The organism is Acinetobacter sp. YH12255, from assembly GCF_013417355.1.
In the GTDB taxonomy this organism is placed as follows: domain Bacteria; phylum Pseudomonadota; class Gammaproteobacteria; order Pseudomonadales; family Moraxellaceae; genus Acinetobacter; species Acinetobacter pseudolwoffii.
This window is the reverse complement of sequence record NZ_VPEC01000001.1, coordinates 60,400-77,752: the sequence shown is the minus strand read 5'-3', so window position 1 is coordinate 77,752 and position 17,353 is coordinate 60,400. Positions and strand designations below refer to the sequence as shown.

Below are 17,353 nucleotides of genomic sequence, written 5' to 3'. Positions count from 1 at the left end.
TGATTCAAACTGAACAGAAACTCTCTGAAGTTCTTCATTTGGTAGAAGGGTTAGGACAGCATATGTAAGCCAATTTTGTTTTAAATTATCCCGATACAACTAAATAGCTTAATCAAGATGATGAGTTAGCGCTAGTCTTGGGGTCTCATTAAAAATTCTCTTTCGCTTACTTGAAATATGATTTGACTACACCAATATTATAATTGAAATCTGTATATTTTTTGATAATAAGTTTTTGAAAAATATACAAAAATAATTTGAAATCTGATTAATCGCACCCATATATCCATCAAGTAGAAAATTTGTTGTGAGGAATAACAAAAATGCGTTTTGAGAAATTTACCAATCGCCTGCAGCAAACCCTTTCCGATGCACAATCATTGGCCATGACTAAAGACCATAGCTCGATTGATGGGATTCATATTCTGGCCACCTTGATGGATGAAGCATCCAATGTCAGCTTGCTGCAGCAGGCCGGCGCCAATCTGCGTGAATTGCAAACCAAGCTGCAAACGGCCCTAAGTAATGCAGCAACCCTGAGCAATCCCTCCGCGGATATCAATCTCAGCCCTGAAGCGGCAAAAGTATTACATTTGGCAGACAGCTTCGCGCAAAAAGCCGGAGATGAGTTTCTATCTACAGATTGGGTACTGTTGGCGCTGGCAGAAACAGGTAACACAAAAACCTTATTAAACAGTGTTGGCCTAAAGGCAGAAACCTTAGGCCAGATCATTAATCAATTTCGAGGCGATGAAAAAGTCATGAGCAATAATCATGAAGATCAGCGTGATTCACTGAATAAGTACACCATTGATTTAACTGAACGTGCTTTGGCAGGCAAGCTTGATCCTGTGATTGGCCGTGATGATGAAATCCGCCGTACCATTCAGGTTCTGTCACGCCGCACCAAAAATAACCCGGTACTGATTGGTGAGCCGGGTGTGGGTAAAACGGCAATCGTCGAAGGTCTGGCACAGCGGATTATTAATGGTGAAGTACCTGAAGGACTGAAAGGTAAACGTGTTTTATCGCTGGACCTGGGATCTTTACTGGCCGGTGCCAAATACCGTGGTGAGTTTGAAGAACGCTTAAAAGCCGTTCTGAAAGATATTGCCAAACACGAAGGCGAAATCATCTTATTCATCGATGAGCTGCATACCTTGGTGGGTGCCGGTAAGGGTGATGGTGCGATGGACGCCGGTAACATGCTGAAACCGGCGCTGGCACGTGGCGAGCTGCGCTGTGTCGGTGCGACTACGCTGGATGAATATCGTCAGTATATTGAAAAAGATGCAGCGCTCGAGCGTCGTTTCCAGAAAGTCTTGGTGGATGAACCGAGTGTGGAAGACACCATTGCGATTCTGCGTGGTCTGAAAGACCGCTATGCAACGCATCACGGGGTACAGATTCTGGACTCTGCGATTATTGCTGCAGCGAAAATGTCACATCGTTATATCACCGATCGCCAGTTGCCGGATAAAGCCATCGACCTGATTGATGAAGCAGCATCACGCATTAAAATGGAACTCGATTCCAAACCAGAAGCTTTGGATAAACTGGAGCGCCGTCTGATTCAGTTAAAAATGCAGCTGGAAGCGGTGAAAAAAGATGAAGACTCAGGTGCCAAAGCTGAGATTCAATATCTGTCTGACCAGATCGCCACGGTTGAAAAAGAGTATCAGGACCTAGAAGAAATCTGGCGTGCCGACAAAGCCTTGGTTGCTGGTAATAAAGACATTCAAGTCAAACTGGATCAGGCCCGTATTGCACTGGACAAGGCGCAACGTGAAGGTGATCTGGCTGAAGCAGCACGGTATCAATATGGCGTCATTCCAGAGTTACAAAAACAGCTGGAACGTATTGAAGCAGCTGAAGAAAGTGAAGCACCGAAACTGCTGCGTGACAAAGTCACCGACAATGAAATTGCCGAGGTGGTCAGTGCGGCCACCGGTATTCCTGTGGCGAAAATGTTGCAAGGTGAACGTGACAAACTGCTGCATATGGAAGAGTTCCTGCATAACCGTGTGGTGGGGCAAGAAGAAGCCGTGGTGGCAGTATCGAATGCGGTACGCCGTTCACGTGCAGGTCTGTCAGACCCGAACCGTCCAAGTGGCTCGTTCCTGTTCCTGGGTCCAACGGGTGTGGGTAAAACAGAATTGACCAAAGCATTAGCCAACTTCTTGTTTGATAGTGACGATGCCATGATTCGTATTGATATGTCGGAATTTATGGAAAAACATTCGGTCAGCCGTTTGGTCGGAGCGCCTCCGGGCTATGTCGGTTATGAAGAAGGTGGGGTACTGACTGAAGCGGTACGTCGTAAACCGTATAGCGTGATCTTGTTTGATGAAGTCGAAAAAGCGCATCCGGATGTGTTTAACATCTTGCTGCAAGTGCTGGATGATGGCCGTTTGACTGACTCGCAAGGCCGGGTCGTGGACTTTAAGAACTCTGTAATCGTTATGACCTCAAACCTGGGGTCGCAGGATGTGCGTGAACTAGGCGTTAATGCAACACGTGATGAAGTTCGTACAGTAGTGATGAATGCGGTCTCGGAACATTTCCGTCCGGAGTTTATTAACCGTATTGATGAACTGGTGGTCTTCCATGCGCTGGAAAAAGACCAGATTCGCGGTATTGCCGATATCCAGTTGAATCGCTTGCGTCAGCGCCTGGCAGAGCGTGATATGCGTCTGTCGGTAGATGACAGTGCTTTCGATCAGTTAATTGATGCCGGTTTCGATCCGCTGTATGGTGCGCGTCCGTTAAAACGTGCGATCCAGCAACGTATTGAAAATGGCCTGGCTCAAAAAATCCTTGCAGGGGAATTCCAGCCGGGTGATACGATTCTGGTCCAGGCCGAAGCGGGTGATTTAATCTTCGAGAAAATGAAAGTTAGCTAATATTGCCTGTCCTTTTAATTTTCAGAAAACCTAGCTTCGGCTAGGTTTTTTGATGGCTGACAATTCAGGTCATATCAGTAAAAAAATTGCTTAAAAGTGACAGCTATTTTTAATATTTTGTGATGAATATTATGTTTAAGTGATTTATTTGCAAAACAATTATCTTTATTTTTTAAGATTAACTATAATTTATGTTCAATAAAAATAGATAAATTCTGAGCAAAAACTATGTCGAAAATAGTATGGGGTGGAATTGGTGTCGTGGTGTTGGCGGGGGCTGTGAGCACGGGTAATTTATATGCAGATAAGAGCTTGAAAGCGCATTATCAACAAAATTTAAAACCAGCGCCGAACATTAGTGTGCAATATACTGACTACGCTATGGGGGCTCTACAAGGCACGGCCAAGTGGAGCATGAGCATTGTGCCAGACGCGTGTAATGCCAAAGAAAAATTAGTATTTAATGGTCAAGACCAAATTCAGCGTACCTGGAAAGGCTATACCATTCATTCTCAACTCGATTTAGCACAAGGACAGGGCGCATATGCTGAATTTTTTCAGCAACCTTTAAAAGTGACGACGCAAGTCAACTGGTTGGGTGTATCGACCACACAATTACAAACCCCTGTCATCGAAAAAAAAGAAGCAGGTTTATATACCAGAATTGACCCTATACAGATCAAGTTTCAGGCAAAACAGAGTCAGGGACAACATAAAATTTTAAATATGAGTTTTGATGTGCCAGAATTGTCTATTCGTGATCAGTCTGGAAATACACAACTCAAGGGTGTGCATTTTAAAACCAATCAGGCTCTGAATGCGCAGTATTTAGAACCGGGTTATTTCGAGTTCAATATTGTCAAAATGCAGCGCCAGGATGCTAAGGCAGAAGGCTCAGGACAACTGAAAGACCTGAGCTGGCGTATGGATACCCAACTGCATGAGCGTACAGTAGATGTTCAATCAAAATTTAAAATTGCCGAAATGGGCTTAAATAATGTCCCTGCGATGCAAGACTTAGAACTCAATTGGGAGCTCAAAGACTTACAGCGTCAAAAAATGCAGATATTATTTGATATTCTGCAAAAGCAAAATAACTCTTGTCTGGAAGCAGGAAATTTTGAAAAAGATGCGATACAAGCTATGCTGGCGGTGATTAATGATGGCTTCAAGTTTGAATCGAAGCAGAATCAGTTAAAGTTAGGCACAGGCAGTATTCAGGCAGATTTAGTCGGAAAAGTAATGCCAGGCCATCAAACCACCTTGGAAAGCTTGGCAAAAATGTTCCCAAATCTGTTAGAAGTGCAAACCAATATCAGTTTCAATAAACAGGTAGTAAAAACCTTCACTCATCATTATATGCGTGCCGCAGGTAAAAATATGTCCGATCAAGAGCTGGAGCAAATGCTGAGTGCGATGCAAGCTAATCAGCAAATTCAGCGAGATGGTGATGTGTTTAAACTATCCATGCATTATCTGTATGGTGAAAAGAAGTTCTTAACTGCACAATAAGTTGTAAGTCGCTTTTTAACAGCGAATCTAAGAAGAAAAAGCCTGTTCAACTGAACAGGCTTTTGTTTTATCACAATCTAATACCAGTGATTACACTTTAGGATGGCCGATTTTCCAGGCACGGTGAATCTTCTGGTTACGCTTGAAATCAGGCCCAATGGTTTCTTGAGTAATTTCTTCGACATCATAGAACGCCAGAATTTCTTCATCCATCTCGAAACCACGATAGTTGTTCGAGAAGTACAGGGTACCATCGCTGGTTAAACGGTTCATGGCGCGTTTAAGCAAGGATAGATGGTCGCGCTGTACGTCAAACGTCCCGTAGAATTTTTTCGAGTTTGAGAAAGTGGGTGGATCAATAAAGATCAGCTCATATTGCTCATGACCTTCTTTGAGCCATTCAAAACAGTCAGATGCAAAGAACTGATGTTGTTCATCGGCGTGATCTACGGTTAAACCGTTCAGCACGAAGTTTTCCTTCGACCAGTTCAAATAGGTATTGGAAAGATCGACACTGGTGGTACTTGCAGCACCACCCAAGGCAGCATGTAGGCTCGCCGTAGAGGTATAGCTGTAGAGGTTCAGGAAGTGTTTGCCTTTGGCCTCACGGGCAATACGCAAACGCATTTGACGATGATCCAGGAACAGACCGGTATCCAGATAATCGGTCAGGTTAACCAGAATCTTGGCCTTACCTTCCTGTACGATAAAACGCTTCGATGCGGTACTTTGTTTGGTGTACTGGTTTTTACCTTCCTGACGTGCGCGGGTCTTGATAAAGATCGCATCACGGCCCAGACCGGTCACAGCGCGAATGGCTTGCAGTGCCAGGTTAAAGCGTTTCTTGGCTTTTTCAGGGTCAATCGTTTTAGGTGGAGCATATTCTTGCACATGCAGGCGCTCACCATACAGATCCACCGCGACATTAAAGTCTGGTAAATCGGCATCATACAGACGTAAACAGTGTACGCCTTCTTTGACTGCCCATTTTTTCAGGGCTTGCATATTTTTGGTCAGACGGTTGGCAAACTCCATCGCACCTTCGATTGGTTCGAATTGTTGCGGCTGCCAACCTTCCAGAAACGGACGCACCACAGCCGCAGGTTTAACCGTACCAAAGCGGATATAGATCGGCAATTTACCATTCATCAAACGCAGGATTTGCGGATCATTAAAGGCCAGCACGTCAGCCTGTTCGACTTGAGAGGCAATCACCGCCGCTTTTTGATTCGGGAAATTCTTTTGCAGTAAAGCCGATAAACCAAGATATAAAGAACGGTTCTGCGCTTTATCACCGAGACGCTCACCATAAGGCGGGTTGGTTACGAAGAAGACTTTCTTGCCTTCAGCCTGAAAATCCGGCCAGTCATTTAAAGTACGCTCTTCGATCATGATATTGTCGAGAGCAGCTTCAAAACCTGCCGCGATGATATTTTGACGTGTCGCTTTTACAGCTTCCCAGTCTGCATCGAAGGCATAGAATTGCGGTAATGGATTTTCCATTGCCGCTTGGTGGCGTTCAGCTGCTTCAGCTTTAATGCCCATCCAGAGTTCATGGTCATGGCCATTCCAGCCATTAAAACCGAAACGACGGACCAGACCAGGCGCACGGTCGGTCAGGATCATCAGTGATTCAATGATAAAGGTACCTGAACCACACATTGGATCGACAATGATGTCCGGATTAATCTGTTTAAGCTGACCTTTTTGCAAAATTGCAGCAGCCAGATTTTCCTTGATTGGTGCATCGGTCATAAAGTGGCGATAACCACGTTTATGTAATGAGTCGCCGGACAAGTCCAGACAATAGGTATGTTCTTTCTTCCCAGCCAGAATATACATGGTAATTTCTGGCTGTTTGGTATCGATACTTGGGCGTTTACCCACAGCTTCCATGAAGGAATCTACGACACCATCTTTGGCACGCAAAGTTGCGAACTGGGTATTGACCTTGATGTCACGCTCGACATGCAAGCGAATGGCAAAGGTACTTTGTGGTGCAAAAATGAGCGACCAGTCAAAGCTGATTGCACCTTCATATAGCTCTTCTGCCACATCACGGGCATCGTGAGAAAATTCAATTTCATGGGTATGGATCGGCATGAGCACACGTGAAGCCAGACGTGACCACATGCAAATCCGATAAGCATTTTCCAGACTGCCTTTAAAGATTAAACGGCCTGGAAAACGCTCAATATTCTGAACACCTAAGCCTTGTAGTTCTTCTTCTAATAAGGTTTCCAGACCATCGGCACAGGTGACCCAATAATTGCTTAAACGTGGAGAGGTATTCATATAATAGAGAGACCAAAAAAGATAAATAAAAAACTGCGCCAAGTTTACCGTATTTTTATATTGAAAGCTTTTTAAATTCTCTGAAAGGCCTTGCCGTGTACGAGTGAAAAATAATATTCACATGATAATTTGATGAACTGGTACGCATTTTGCTCTATACACAGCAAATCAGGCAGTCAGTCGGAGGAGAGCGATGGCTGCCTGATTTTTCAATTTTATAATGGGGGTTAAAATGTTAGAGAATCAGTTACGCAACCATGACGTTTTTTCAGTGGCCACTTTAATTTATACACGTTTGAGACGCGTGTCAGGCCGGGTCGTGGATGCGCTTTATCTGGCAGAAAATCTGGACTATGCGCGGCATGTGATTGAGCTGGTAGAACAGACCCAAGATCCAGAGTTGCAGCGTTTAATCGAGCGTTTAAAACAGGTTTGGGATCTGCCTGTGGTTCGGCAGCAACAGTTTGAAAAATCTGCACATCTGCCACAGCAGGAGGTATTGGTCTCGGTTGAACCCGATCAGGACGATATCTACCGTGCACAGGTAGCACATCATTATATCGGTGCGCTGCGATAAAACGATGGGTGTGAATGTGCCAGACTGAAGCACCCATAATTTTGTACTGAAAGTCAGCAGGATGGAAAATGGTTAAATTATCTTATTGAAAAAATACATAGGAATTTCAATTTCTATTTTTATTATCGAGGTGGTTTTTGTACAAGTAGTCACATTGCCAACTACTCAGACTGGCCAATCTCTGTATAATATGTTGACTTAACGCATAAGGAATCTCTCATGCACTTGGCGGCATTGCATACACCGAGCCAGATTCAACTCAATAAAGAAGGTAATCTAAAACACTTCTTGACCATCGAAGGTCTTTCCAAAGAAACCCTGACAAAAATATTGGACACTGCGCAGTCCTTTTTTAATGACCAAAATCAGCTCATCACCAATAATTTGCTGGAAGGCAAAACGGTGATGAACCTGTTTTTCGAGAACTCTACCCGTACTCGCACTACTTTTGAAGCCGCTGCCAAGCGCCTTTCTGCCAACGTTCTGAATATCGATATTGCCCGTTCGAGTACCTCTAAAGGTGAAACCCTGCGTGACACCTTATGGAACCTTGAAGCGATGGCCGCTGATATTTTCGTGGTGCGTCATTCATCTTCAGGTGCGGCGCATTTTATTGCCAAGGATGTCTGCCCAACAGTGGCGATTATTAATGCCGGTGATGGCCGTCATGCGCATCCAACCCAGGCGATGCTGGACATGCTCACCATTCGCCGGGAAACCCATAAAAAATTTGAAGAGATGTCGATTGCCATTATTGGCGATATCAAACATTCACGTGTCGCGCGTTCAGATGTGGCGGCTTTGCAAACCTTAGGCTGTGAAGATATTCGGGTGATTGCACCAAATACCTTGCTGCCATACGGTTTTGAAGAATATGGTGATGGTATTCGTCTATTTAACAACATGGAAGATGGTATCAAAGATTGCGACGTGATCATTACCTTGCGTATTCAAAATGAGCGGATTGATTCTCCGGCACTGGCATCGCAAGCTGAATTCTACAAGATGTATGGCCTGAACAAAGAACGTTTAGCGATGGCCAAACCGGATTGTATCGTGATGCATCCGGGTCCAATGAACCGTGGGGTGGAGATTGACTCCAGTATTGCCGATGGACCGCAGTCGGTGATTCTGAATCAGGTGACCAATGGTATTGCGGTACGTATGGCGGTATTGGCTTTGTCAATGCAGGGCCAGCTTCAGGAACAGGGTTTGATTGCAGCGATTGCGGGTTAAGGAATAAGTCATGACTATTGTAAAAATTGAAAATGTTCGTGTGCTCGATCCAATCCAAAACACTGATTCTGTTCAGACCGTGTATCTGGAAAATGGTAAGTTCGTTGCGGAAACGGCTGCTGTCTCTGAAACCATTGATGGTCAGGGCAAATGGTTGATGCCCACCATGGTCGATCTGTGTGCACGTTTACGTGAACCGGGTCAGCAGCAACATGGCACCTTAAAATCTGAAGGTAAAGCAGCACGTGAAAATGGGATTTTGCACGTGTTTACGCCACCAGATTCAAAGCCGATCGTGCAGGACAATGGCGCACTGATTCATGGTCTGGTTGAAAAAGCCATGCTGGACGGTGGTATCTATCTTGAAGTGATTGGTGCTCAAACCCAAGGCTTGCAAGGCCAGCAACCTGCCAATATGGCCGGCTTGAAAAAAGGCGGATGTACTGCGGTGTCCAATGCCAGTGCGCCTTTTGCCAATGATGACGTGGTATTACGTACCCTGGAATATGCTGCAGGTTTAGATCTGACTGTGGTGTTCTATGCAGAAGAGCCGCAAATTGCCAAAGATGGCTGTGTGCATGAAGGCTTTATTGCCTCACGTCAGGGCTTGCCGATGATTCCAGCACTTGCTGAAACCGTGGCAATTGCCAAATACCTGTTAATGATTGAAGTGACCAAAGTTCGTGCGCATTTCGGTTTATTATCTTGTGGTGCGTCAGTAGAGCTAATCCGGATTGCCAAAGAAAAAGGCTTGCCTGTCACCTGTGATGTGGCCATGCACCAATTACATCTGACCGATGCCTTAATTGACGGTTTTAATTCGCTGGCACATGTACGTCCGCCATTGCGTGCTGAACAAGACAAAGAATTGCTACGCCAAGGAGTAAAATCTGGGGTGATTGATGCGATTTGTACCCATCATGAACCGCTGAGCAGCTCTGCGAAAATGGCGCCATTTGCTGAAACCCAGCCTGGCTTTAGCGCTTTTGATACTTATGTACCTTTTGGAATTCAACTGGTCAATGAAGGTTTGTTTACACCACTGGAATGGGTAGAAAAAGTGACTTTGGCTCCGGCACGTGTTGCACAAATGGCAGATCGCTGGGCAGACGAGGCGGGCTGGGTACTTGTAGATCCAGAGCTGGAATGGACGCTGAGCAAAGAAAGCATCGTGTCGCAAGGTAAAAATACACCGCTGATCAATCAAAAAGTGCGAGCTAAAGTTTTAAAAACGTTCCTCGCTTAATAGATCCAGCTTTTATAAAAGTCAGCTTCGGCTGGCTTTTTTTGTTTTTGAATTCTGTGTCAGTAAAATGAGTACTCAACAAAAACAGTGAAACTTTATGATATTCATACAATTATTTACATTTTCAAAAAACTGGCATCGTTACACTGATTGAATATTAAACATTAGAAAAATCAAAAGAATGGTGACAATATGAATGTAGATCTGATGGAACGCTTAAAAAGCGATGTTACAGCGATTGTGCTACAAGGTGAAACCGAACATCTATTTGCCAAAGATCAGGCACTGAGTCAGTTCTATCCCATATTCTTAAGTATATTGCGTGCACGTCCTGCATGGATTGAAAGTTTAAGCCAGCAACTCAATCCAAAAATCCATGAACTGTTTAATGGAAATTCGGCACTCAAGCAGCAGTTTCTGGATCAACTTGATCAGAGCGCGCCACAAGATCAAATAGAGCAGACCCTGAATCGGGCCATTGTACCGACCCTCAATTTTTTACAGACCGAAGCCGGTGCTTCAAGTCCAGAAGCGATTAGTCATTTGCTGGAAACCCACGCCGACTCGATCCAGCGTGCATTACCTGTTTGGGCCGGATCGATTTTAGCGGCATTAGGTGTTTCTCCATTGGCGGGGCAGCATTTGAATCAGGCGCCTGAACTAGAACCAGAACATGCTGTTGTGGTACAGCAGCAGAAAAAAACCGGTTTTTTATGGCCGTTTATTATTTTTCTGATTCTGGCAGCTTTAATCCTGTTTTTTGTTCGTAGCTGTATGCAGGATGATGCTGAGGATTCGGCAAACCCCCAAACGACCCGTGAAATTGCCGCAGTCCAACCCGCTTCTTTACAGTTGAGTACCGGCACTAATGGTGAAATTATCAGTTGTCAGTTACAGCTGAATAATCCCCAGTATATGCAAATTTTGCAAACCGAGATTAAACAGATCTTTAATTATAATATTGGTTGTGGCGCGCTCAGCAGTGAGGTTTATCATTCGGAATTTATTGATCAGGATAGCATTCCTTCCGTTTTGAAACTGATTCAAGGCATGCCAAATGTCTCACTAGACTGGATTGGTAATCAGGTTGCTATACGTGCAGCGAGTAATGCAGAAGCAGAACGTCTGGCAACACAAATTCGTAATCTGGCCAAAAATGTCACTGTTGTGACTCAACAGCCGGTCAATAGGAGTGAGGCGATTCAGGCTGCCAATAGCGATGCAGAACAAGCATTGGCGAGTATCGAAACTGATCATGTTCAGGCCTTAGATGTTGCGACTGCACTGAATTTGCAGATTATTAATTTTGATACTGCATCGACTGCCGTACCGGAAGTGAATAAATCGGTACTGGATCAGGCTGCCGCATTATTGCAGCGCGCACCGCATGTTATTCTCAAGGTCAAAGGACATACCGATGCGCAAGGAAGTGAGGCCGAGAATAAAGTGCTGTCTGTGCAACGCGCGCAAGCAATTGTGGGTTATCTGATTGAAAAGGGGGTTGATCCTGCGCAATTGCAAGCTGTAGGCGTGGGAGAGGGCCAGCCTGTTGAACCGAATGCGACACCTGCCGGACAGTTTCAGAACCGCCGCGTAGCTTTTGAAGTGGTTAATACTGAAACAGGTACTATACGTGCAGTGGATAGCGAGGGTGTTGTAGAAAAGAAAGCCAGCTGAAATAATTTTCCAGATGAAAAAGGACGAATGATTCGTCCTTTTTATATGGCTTAAATTAAGAAAAGACCGGTGGACTATAGGTCAAAGTTCGGCCGAGGAACCAGAGTAAAAACAGCACCAGCGGGATATGAAAAACCAGTTGGGTCACGGTAAAACCGATCACATCTTTGGCCTTTAACTTCAGGATGCCCAGCATCGGCAACATAAAGAAAGGATTGATCAGATTAGGCAAGGCTTCGGCAGCATTATAAATCTGCACTGACCAGCCCAGATGCACTTTCAGATCATGCGCAGCCTGCATTACATAAGGGGCTTCAATAATCCATTTACCTCCACCGGAAGGAATGAAGAAACCCAGGATTGCCGAATAGAGACCCATCACGATAGCAAAGGTTTCCTGTGAAGCAATCGAAACGAAAAATTCGGCAATATAGTGTGATAGGGACAGATCCGCAGAATTCAGCGCATTGGTCATCATAAAGGCAATGCTGCCATATAAAGGAAACTGGATCAGCACACCTGAAATTGCTGGCACAGCCTTGGAAACGGCATTGAGGAAATTCCGTGGCGTACCATGTAGTGCGACACCCAAAATCAGGAAGATAAAGTTATAGGTATTTAAACTGGAGATGGCCAGAATAGGATTGCTTTCGGAAAATTCGTTAAACATCCATACAGCACCTAGCACTACAATCAGAATACTTAAAATAGGTGAGTTTTCCAGCCAGTCGCCCGGACGTTTTGATGAAGATTCTTCCGGTTTTCCTTCTTCAATCTGAACCGGAAAATGTTCAATGGTTTTAATATGACTGCCTTTCGGCGCTGACCAGTAGGCAATGGCAATCGAGGCAATGATTAGAACCGCCGTCATGATCATGGATTGCGGCAGGAAAATCGTTTCGGTAAATGGAATGACACCGGTCAGATTGTAAATCGGTTCAGGCAGGCTGCTTTTATTGGCCTGTAATTGTGCAGCAGAGGAACTGATGCCGAGTGCCCAGGTGGCTCCCATCCCGATAATCGCTGCTGCGGCTGCAGCGCGGTAATCCATATTAAGTTCTTTACGTTGTGCCAGTGCAATCACGAGTAATGCAGTTAGAACTGTGCTCATGGCCCAGTTAATCAGGGAAATGAGCAGGCTGACTGTCGCGACCAATACAATCGCACCGCGCCCTGAATGGGGCAGACGTGCCATTTTTCGGATCAGAAGCTGCATTGGTTTTGAAACCGAAACCACATAACCGACCACGATCAGCATGCACATCTGCAAGGTAAAGGGAATCAGGCTCCAGAACCCGTCACCAAAGGAAATGGCAACGTCCTGTGCCGGCGCGCCAATTCCGATAGCGGCAATTGCGACAATGATGACACCGAGCAGGGCAAAAATATAAGAATCAGGAAACCATTTTTCTGACCAGTCACTGACGCGCAGGGCGAAGCGTTGTAAGATATTTTGTTCTGTTTGCATGATTAAAATCCATTTATTCTGCATTCATTTTTAAAATTAGAGTTTTCTTTGGTCGAAAAGAAACCCTTAAAATTTTTCATTTTAAGGGTCGGGAAAATCAAGCTGCTATTTTTTGTAAAGCCACACCCGTGACTTTCTGAATCTCCTCAAAACTGACCTCTGGTGCCAGCTCAACAAGTTGAATACCATCTGGAGTGACATCCAGCACACCTAAATCGGTAATGATCCGGTTGACCACAGCCTGTCCGGTAAGGGGCAGACTACATTGCGCAACAACTTTAGGCGTGCCATCTTTGGCGCAGTGTTCCATCAACACCACGACTTTTTGTACCCCTGCGACCAGATCCATGGCACCGCCCATACCTTTGACTTTTTTGCCCGGAATCATCCAGTTGGCCAGATCGCCAGTTTCGGACACTTCCATGGCACCTAAAATGGCGATATTGACATGACCGCCACGGATCATGGCAAAGGAATCGGCACTGGAAAAGAAAGAAGCGCCCTTACGGGCAGTCACGGTCTGTTTACCAGCATTAATCAGGTCGGCATCGACGGTTTCAGCCGTTGGAAATTCGCCAATACCGAGCAAGCCATTTTCCGATTGCAGCCAGACGTTGATATTTTCTGGAATGTAGTTAGCAACCAGCGTTGGTAAACCAATCCCCAGGTTAACGTAGAAACCATCTTCCAGCTCTTGTGCAGCGCGCTGCGCCATTTGATTACGTGTCCAAGCCATGATCAAGCCTCCGCCTTTAAGGTCATCTGTTCAATACGTTTTTCCGGTTGGGTATTTAAGACAATTCGATTCACATAAATACCGGGCAGATGAATGTCATCGGGATCCAGCGCACCAATTTCGACAATTTCTTCTACTTCAGCCACGGTGATTTTGCCAGCCATAGCGCAGACCGGATTAAAGTTTTGTGCAGTTTTACGGAAAATCAGATTACCTGCTTTATCGGCCTTATAGGCTTTGACCAAGGCGATATCGGCAGTCAAGGATTCTTCCAGAATATAAGACTTGCCATTAAACTCACGTACATCCTTGCCTTCAGCAATCACGGTTCCGACACCGGTGGCGGTATAAAAAGCCGGAATACCGGCACCGCCAGCACGTAATTTCTCCGCCAAGGTGCCTTGTGGGGTCAGTTCGACTTCCAGTTCGCCACTCAGGTATTGACGTTCGAATTCTTTATTCTCACCAACATAAGATGAAATCATTTTTTGAATCTGTTTGGTTTCCAGTAAAACGCCCAAACCAAAACCATCGACTCCGGCATTGTTGGAAATACAGGTCAGATTTTTGGCACCAGTCTGTTTCAATGCGGCAATCAATGCTTCCGGAATACCGCATAAACCAAAACCTCCGACTGCCAGTGTATGTCCATTCTGAACCACGCCGTCTAAAGCGGCCTCTGCACTGTCATAAACTTTATTTGACATTTTTTACCTCGATTTATTCTTGTCTTGCAGATTCCTTTTTGGTCAGGAAACTACTGATGTATATCCTTGAGGACTTGTATCGTGTCCGGGTATTGCTATTGTTAGGCACAGGCTTTTTGCCAATAGGCATTGGCATAATTGGAGGGATTATTGCGCTGCAACACCTCACTGATATTACGGCTGGCCTGCATCAGGGCATCCAGTTGAATACCGGTTTCAAAGCCCATATTCGAGAGCAGGTAATACAGGTCTTCAGTTGAAACATTGCCTGAAGCACCCTTGGCATAAGGACAGCCACCCAGACCGGCAATGGATGAATCAAATACCCGGATGCCTTGTAACAGCGACTGGTAAATATTGGCGATGGCCATGCCATAGGTATTATGGAAATGACCTGCCAAAACCTTGGTATCGATCTGAGCCAGGCAAGCATCCCAGACTTTTTGCACCCGATCCGGTGTGGCTGTACCAATGGTTTCACCCAACGACACTTCATAGCAGCCCATATCCAGCAAACGTTGGGTGACTTTGACCACCTGTTTCGGATCAATCGCACCTTCATAAGGGCAGTCCACCATACAGGACACATAACCGCGTACCCGAATATCATTGGCTTTGGCGGCCGCCATCACATCGGCAAACTTCTCCAAGCTTTCATCAATCGAGCAATTGATATTTTTGCGGGTAAAGCTTTCGGACGCTGCGGTAAAGACCGCAACTTCCTTGCAACCCACCGCCAGCGCTGCTTCAAAGCCCTTCAGGTTTGGGGTGAGTAAACTGAACTGAATATTTGGGTCTTTGGGCAAGCCGGCAAACAGCTGATCGCTGTCTGCCATTTGTGGCACCCATTTGGCTGAAACACAGGAACCGACTTCAATCGCCTGTAAACCGGTTTTCATCAGATCCAGAATCAGATTTTTCCGATCATCCAGCGTTAATGGCGTTTTTTCATTTTGCAGGCCATCGCGTGGCCCGACTTCTACAATTTTGACAAATTCGGTCATGCAACATCCTCCGTCAGTGGCTGGAACTCAAGCAGTTCATCACCGGCTTTGACCTGATCACCTTTCTGGAAATATGAACTGGCGATGATGCCGTCATGTGGTGCACGAATCGAGTATTCAATTTTCATCGCTTCCAGCGTCATCAAGACATCGTCTTTTTTGACCTTGTCATTGGCAGCGACCAGTACTTGCGTGATCACACCTGGCATTGGTGCAGTGAGGTTGTTTTCTGTCCCTTGATCATCATGCTGATCATAATCCGGCTGGATAGACTCGAATTTATGTGTCTGACCATTCTGGAACAGGGTAATGCCATGTTCAGTCTGGCTAAAGGCCAGTTTTTGCTGTTTACCTGCCAGTTGCAAAGCTAAAGTATGTGCATCAATCAACTGACCTTGTAGCTGAATCTGCTGACCATTATAAGTGGCGATAAAACCTTGCTCTTGCGTACTGAACTGAACTTTAAGCATAATGCCATTGCGTTGTAATTGCACTGTATATGCATTTTGCTGATTCAGGCGCCAGAAAGCGTGTTGTTGCCAGACTGAGTTATTCGCAACCGGGTTTTGAGCTTGGCGTGATAATAATTCGATGAATGCAGCACTAACGATCAGTTCAGCATTGATCTCAGTCGAAGGTTTTAATAAGAACTCTTCTTCACGTTGAATCAGGCCGGTATCCAGATGGGCATTTTTAAACGAATCACACAGCACCAAACGGTCGAGGAATGCAATATTATTGCCCAAACCATCCACATGGAAATGGCCCAGGGCATGATGCATTTGCGTTAAAGCAGCTTCGCGGTTTTTGCCCCAGACAATCAGTTTGGCAATCATCGGATCATAATAGGTGCTGATTTCATCACCTTCGACAATGCCACTATCCACACGTACACAGTCATTTTGCTCTGGATAGTGTAAATAGCTGATCTGGCCAATCGCAGGAATAAAGCCTTTCTCTGGTTCTTCGGCATAGACACGTGCTTCCAGTGCATGCCCGTGGATCTGTAATTCATGCTGCTGTTTGGGTAAAGGCTCACCAAAAGCTACGCGCAGTTGCCATTCCACCAGATCCTGTCCGGTAATCATTTCAGTGACCGGGTGCTCAACCTGCAAACGGGTATTCATTTCCATGAAATAGGCAGTACCATCTTGCTCGACGATAAACTCTACCGTACCGGCACCGACATAATCGACCGCACGTGCGGCATCAATCGCGGCCTGGCGCATCGCTTCAAGTTTGTCTTCTGGCATTTTTGGTGCAGGCGCTTCTTCAAGGACTTTTTGATGACGACGTTGTACCGAGCAATCACGTTCAAATAAATGCACATAATTGCCGTGGGTATCGCCAAAAACCTGTACTTCAATATGACGTGGCTGAATCACATAGCGTTCAATTAGCACATCTTCATTGCCAAAACTGGAACGCGCTTCGCTTTTACATGAAGCCAGCGAACTCAGAAAATCTTCACTGCGCTCGACCAGACGCATGCCTTTACCGCCACCGCCAGCACTGGCTTTGATTAGCACCGGATAGCCGATGCTGTCAGCCTGCTGTTTCAGGAAGTCGGCATCCTGATTGCTACCGTGATAGCCCGGGGTTAAAGGCACACCAGCTTTTTCCATCAACGCTTTAGAGGTGGCTTTGAGACCCATCGCCAAAATGGCATCGACAGGCGGGCCAATAAAGACAATATTATTGTCCTGACAGGCCAGGGCAAACTGGTCATTTTCCGACAAAAAGCCATAACCTGGGTGAATTGCTTGCGCACCGGTGTTTTTGGCCGCCTGAATAATACGTTCGATCTGTAAATAGCTTTGTGCTGCTGGCGATTCACCAATATAGATCGCTTCATCCGCCAGTTTGACATGCTGTGCCTGTGCATCGGCATCGGAGTATACGGCAACGGTGGCAATACCGAGTTTTTTTGCTGTACGAATCACACGGCAGGCAATTTCACCACGGTTGGCAATTAAAATCTTTTCAAACATC

The 17,353-nt window shown here is 45.5% G+C and carries 12 protein-coding genes; 6 read left to right on the top strand and 6 right to left on the bottom strand.

Annotated elements, in window-relative coordinates:
• Window positions 1-323: 323 nt before the first annotated feature.
• Together clpB and FTV30_RS00415 are read left to right on the top strand one after the other, a co-directional pair.
• A complete protein-coding gene (gene clpB / locus FTV30_RS00420) occupies window positions 324-2,903 on the top strand; it encodes an ATP-dependent chaperone ClpB (protein WP_005096526.1) in 2,580 nt (859 codons plus the stop codon).
• Window positions 2,904-3,131: 228 nt separating this feature from the next.
• Window positions 3,132-4,415: a DUF945 family protein gene (locus FTV30_RS00415; protein WP_074382984.1), complete on the top strand. Its 1,284-nt coding sequence runs from the start codon at window positions 3,132-3,134 to the stop codon at window positions 4,413-4,415.
• Between the two features lie 90 nt (window positions 4,416-4,505).
• Here FTV30_RS00415 and rlmKL read toward each other — a convergent pair whose 3' ends face one another.
• Window positions 4,506-6,710 carry a bifunctional 23S rRNA (guanine(2069)-N(7))-methyltransferase RlmK/23S rRNA (guanine(2445)-N(2))-methyltransferase RlmL gene (gene rlmKL / locus FTV30_RS00410; RefSeq protein WP_005096529.1) on the bottom strand — a complete coding sequence of 735 codons (2,205 nt, stop codon included), beginning with the start codon at window positions 6,708-6,710 and terminating at the stop codon, window positions 4,506-4,508.
• 232 nt (window positions 6,711-6,942) lie between these two features.
• Between rlmKL and FTV30_RS00405 the strand changes: the two genes are divergently transcribed.
• The 4 genes from FTV30_RS00405 (at window position 6,943) to FTV30_RS00390 (ending at window position 11,446) form a co-directional block, all read left to right on the top strand.
• The gene (locus tag FTV30_RS00405) at window positions 6,943-7,287 is read left to right on the top strand and encodes a hypothetical protein (RefSeq protein WP_180000807.1); all 345 of its coding nucleotides are present in this window, start codon (window positions 6,943-6,945) and stop codon (window positions 7,285-7,287) included.
• 219 nt (window positions 7,288-7,506) lie between these two features.
• Window positions 7,507-8,523, top strand: a complete 1,017-nt coding sequence (locus tag FTV30_RS00400) for an aspartate carbamoyltransferase catalytic subunit (RefSeq protein WP_005171612.1) — start codon at window positions 7,507-7,509, stop codon at window positions 8,521-8,523.
• A gap of 10 nt (window positions 8,524-8,533) precedes the next feature.
• On the top strand, window positions 8,534-9,769 hold the full coding sequence (locus FTV30_RS00395; RefSeq protein WP_180000806.1) for a dihydroorotase: 1,236 nt from the start codon (window positions 8,534-8,536) through the stop codon (window positions 9,767-9,769).
• A gap of 192 nt (window positions 9,770-9,961) precedes the next feature.
• Window positions 9,962-11,446: an OmpA family protein gene (locus FTV30_RS00390; RefSeq protein WP_180000805.1), complete on the top strand. Its 1,485-nt coding sequence runs from the start codon at window positions 9,962-9,964 to the stop codon at window positions 11,444-11,446.
• A gap of 55 nt (window positions 11,447-11,501) precedes the next feature.
• Here FTV30_RS00390 and FTV30_RS00385 read toward each other — a convergent pair whose 3' ends face one another.
• From FTV30_RS00385 to FTV30_RS00365, 5 genes are all read right to left on the bottom strand, one after another.
• Entirely contained in the window at window positions 11,502-12,914 is a 1,413-nt protein-coding gene (locus FTV30_RS00385) for a short-chain fatty acid transporter (protein WP_005171604.1), read from the bottom strand.
• A gap of 97 nt (window positions 12,915-13,011) precedes the next feature.
• Window positions 13,012-13,650 carry a CoA transferase subunit B gene (locus FTV30_RS00380; protein WP_100358076.1) on the bottom strand — a complete coding sequence of 213 codons (639 nt, stop codon included), beginning with the start codon at window positions 13,648-13,650 and terminating at the stop codon, window positions 13,012-13,014.
• A gap of 2 nt (window positions 13,651-13,652) precedes the next feature.
• A complete protein-coding gene (locus tag FTV30_RS00375; RefSeq protein WP_074382978.1) occupies window positions 13,653-14,357 on the bottom strand; it encodes a CoA transferase subunit A in 705 nt (234 codons plus the stop codon).
• A 101-nt stretch (window positions 14,358-14,458) separates the two neighbouring features.
• Window positions 14,459-15,361 (bottom strand): hydroxymethylglutaryl-CoA lyase, encoded by a 903-nt coding sequence (locus tag FTV30_RS00370; protein WP_005171595.1) that lies wholly within the window; start codon window positions 15,359-15,361, stop codon window positions 14,459-14,461.
• Window positions 15,358-17,352: an acetyl/propionyl/methylcrotonyl-CoA carboxylase subunit alpha gene (locus tag FTV30_RS00365; RefSeq protein WP_005096540.1), complete on the bottom strand. Its 1,995-nt coding sequence runs from the start codon at window positions 17,350-17,352 to the stop codon at window positions 15,358-15,360. The genes FTV30_RS00370 and FTV30_RS00365 overlap by 4 nt, the downstream gene beginning before the upstream one ends.
• Between the last annotated feature and the right edge of the window lies 1 nt (window position 17,353).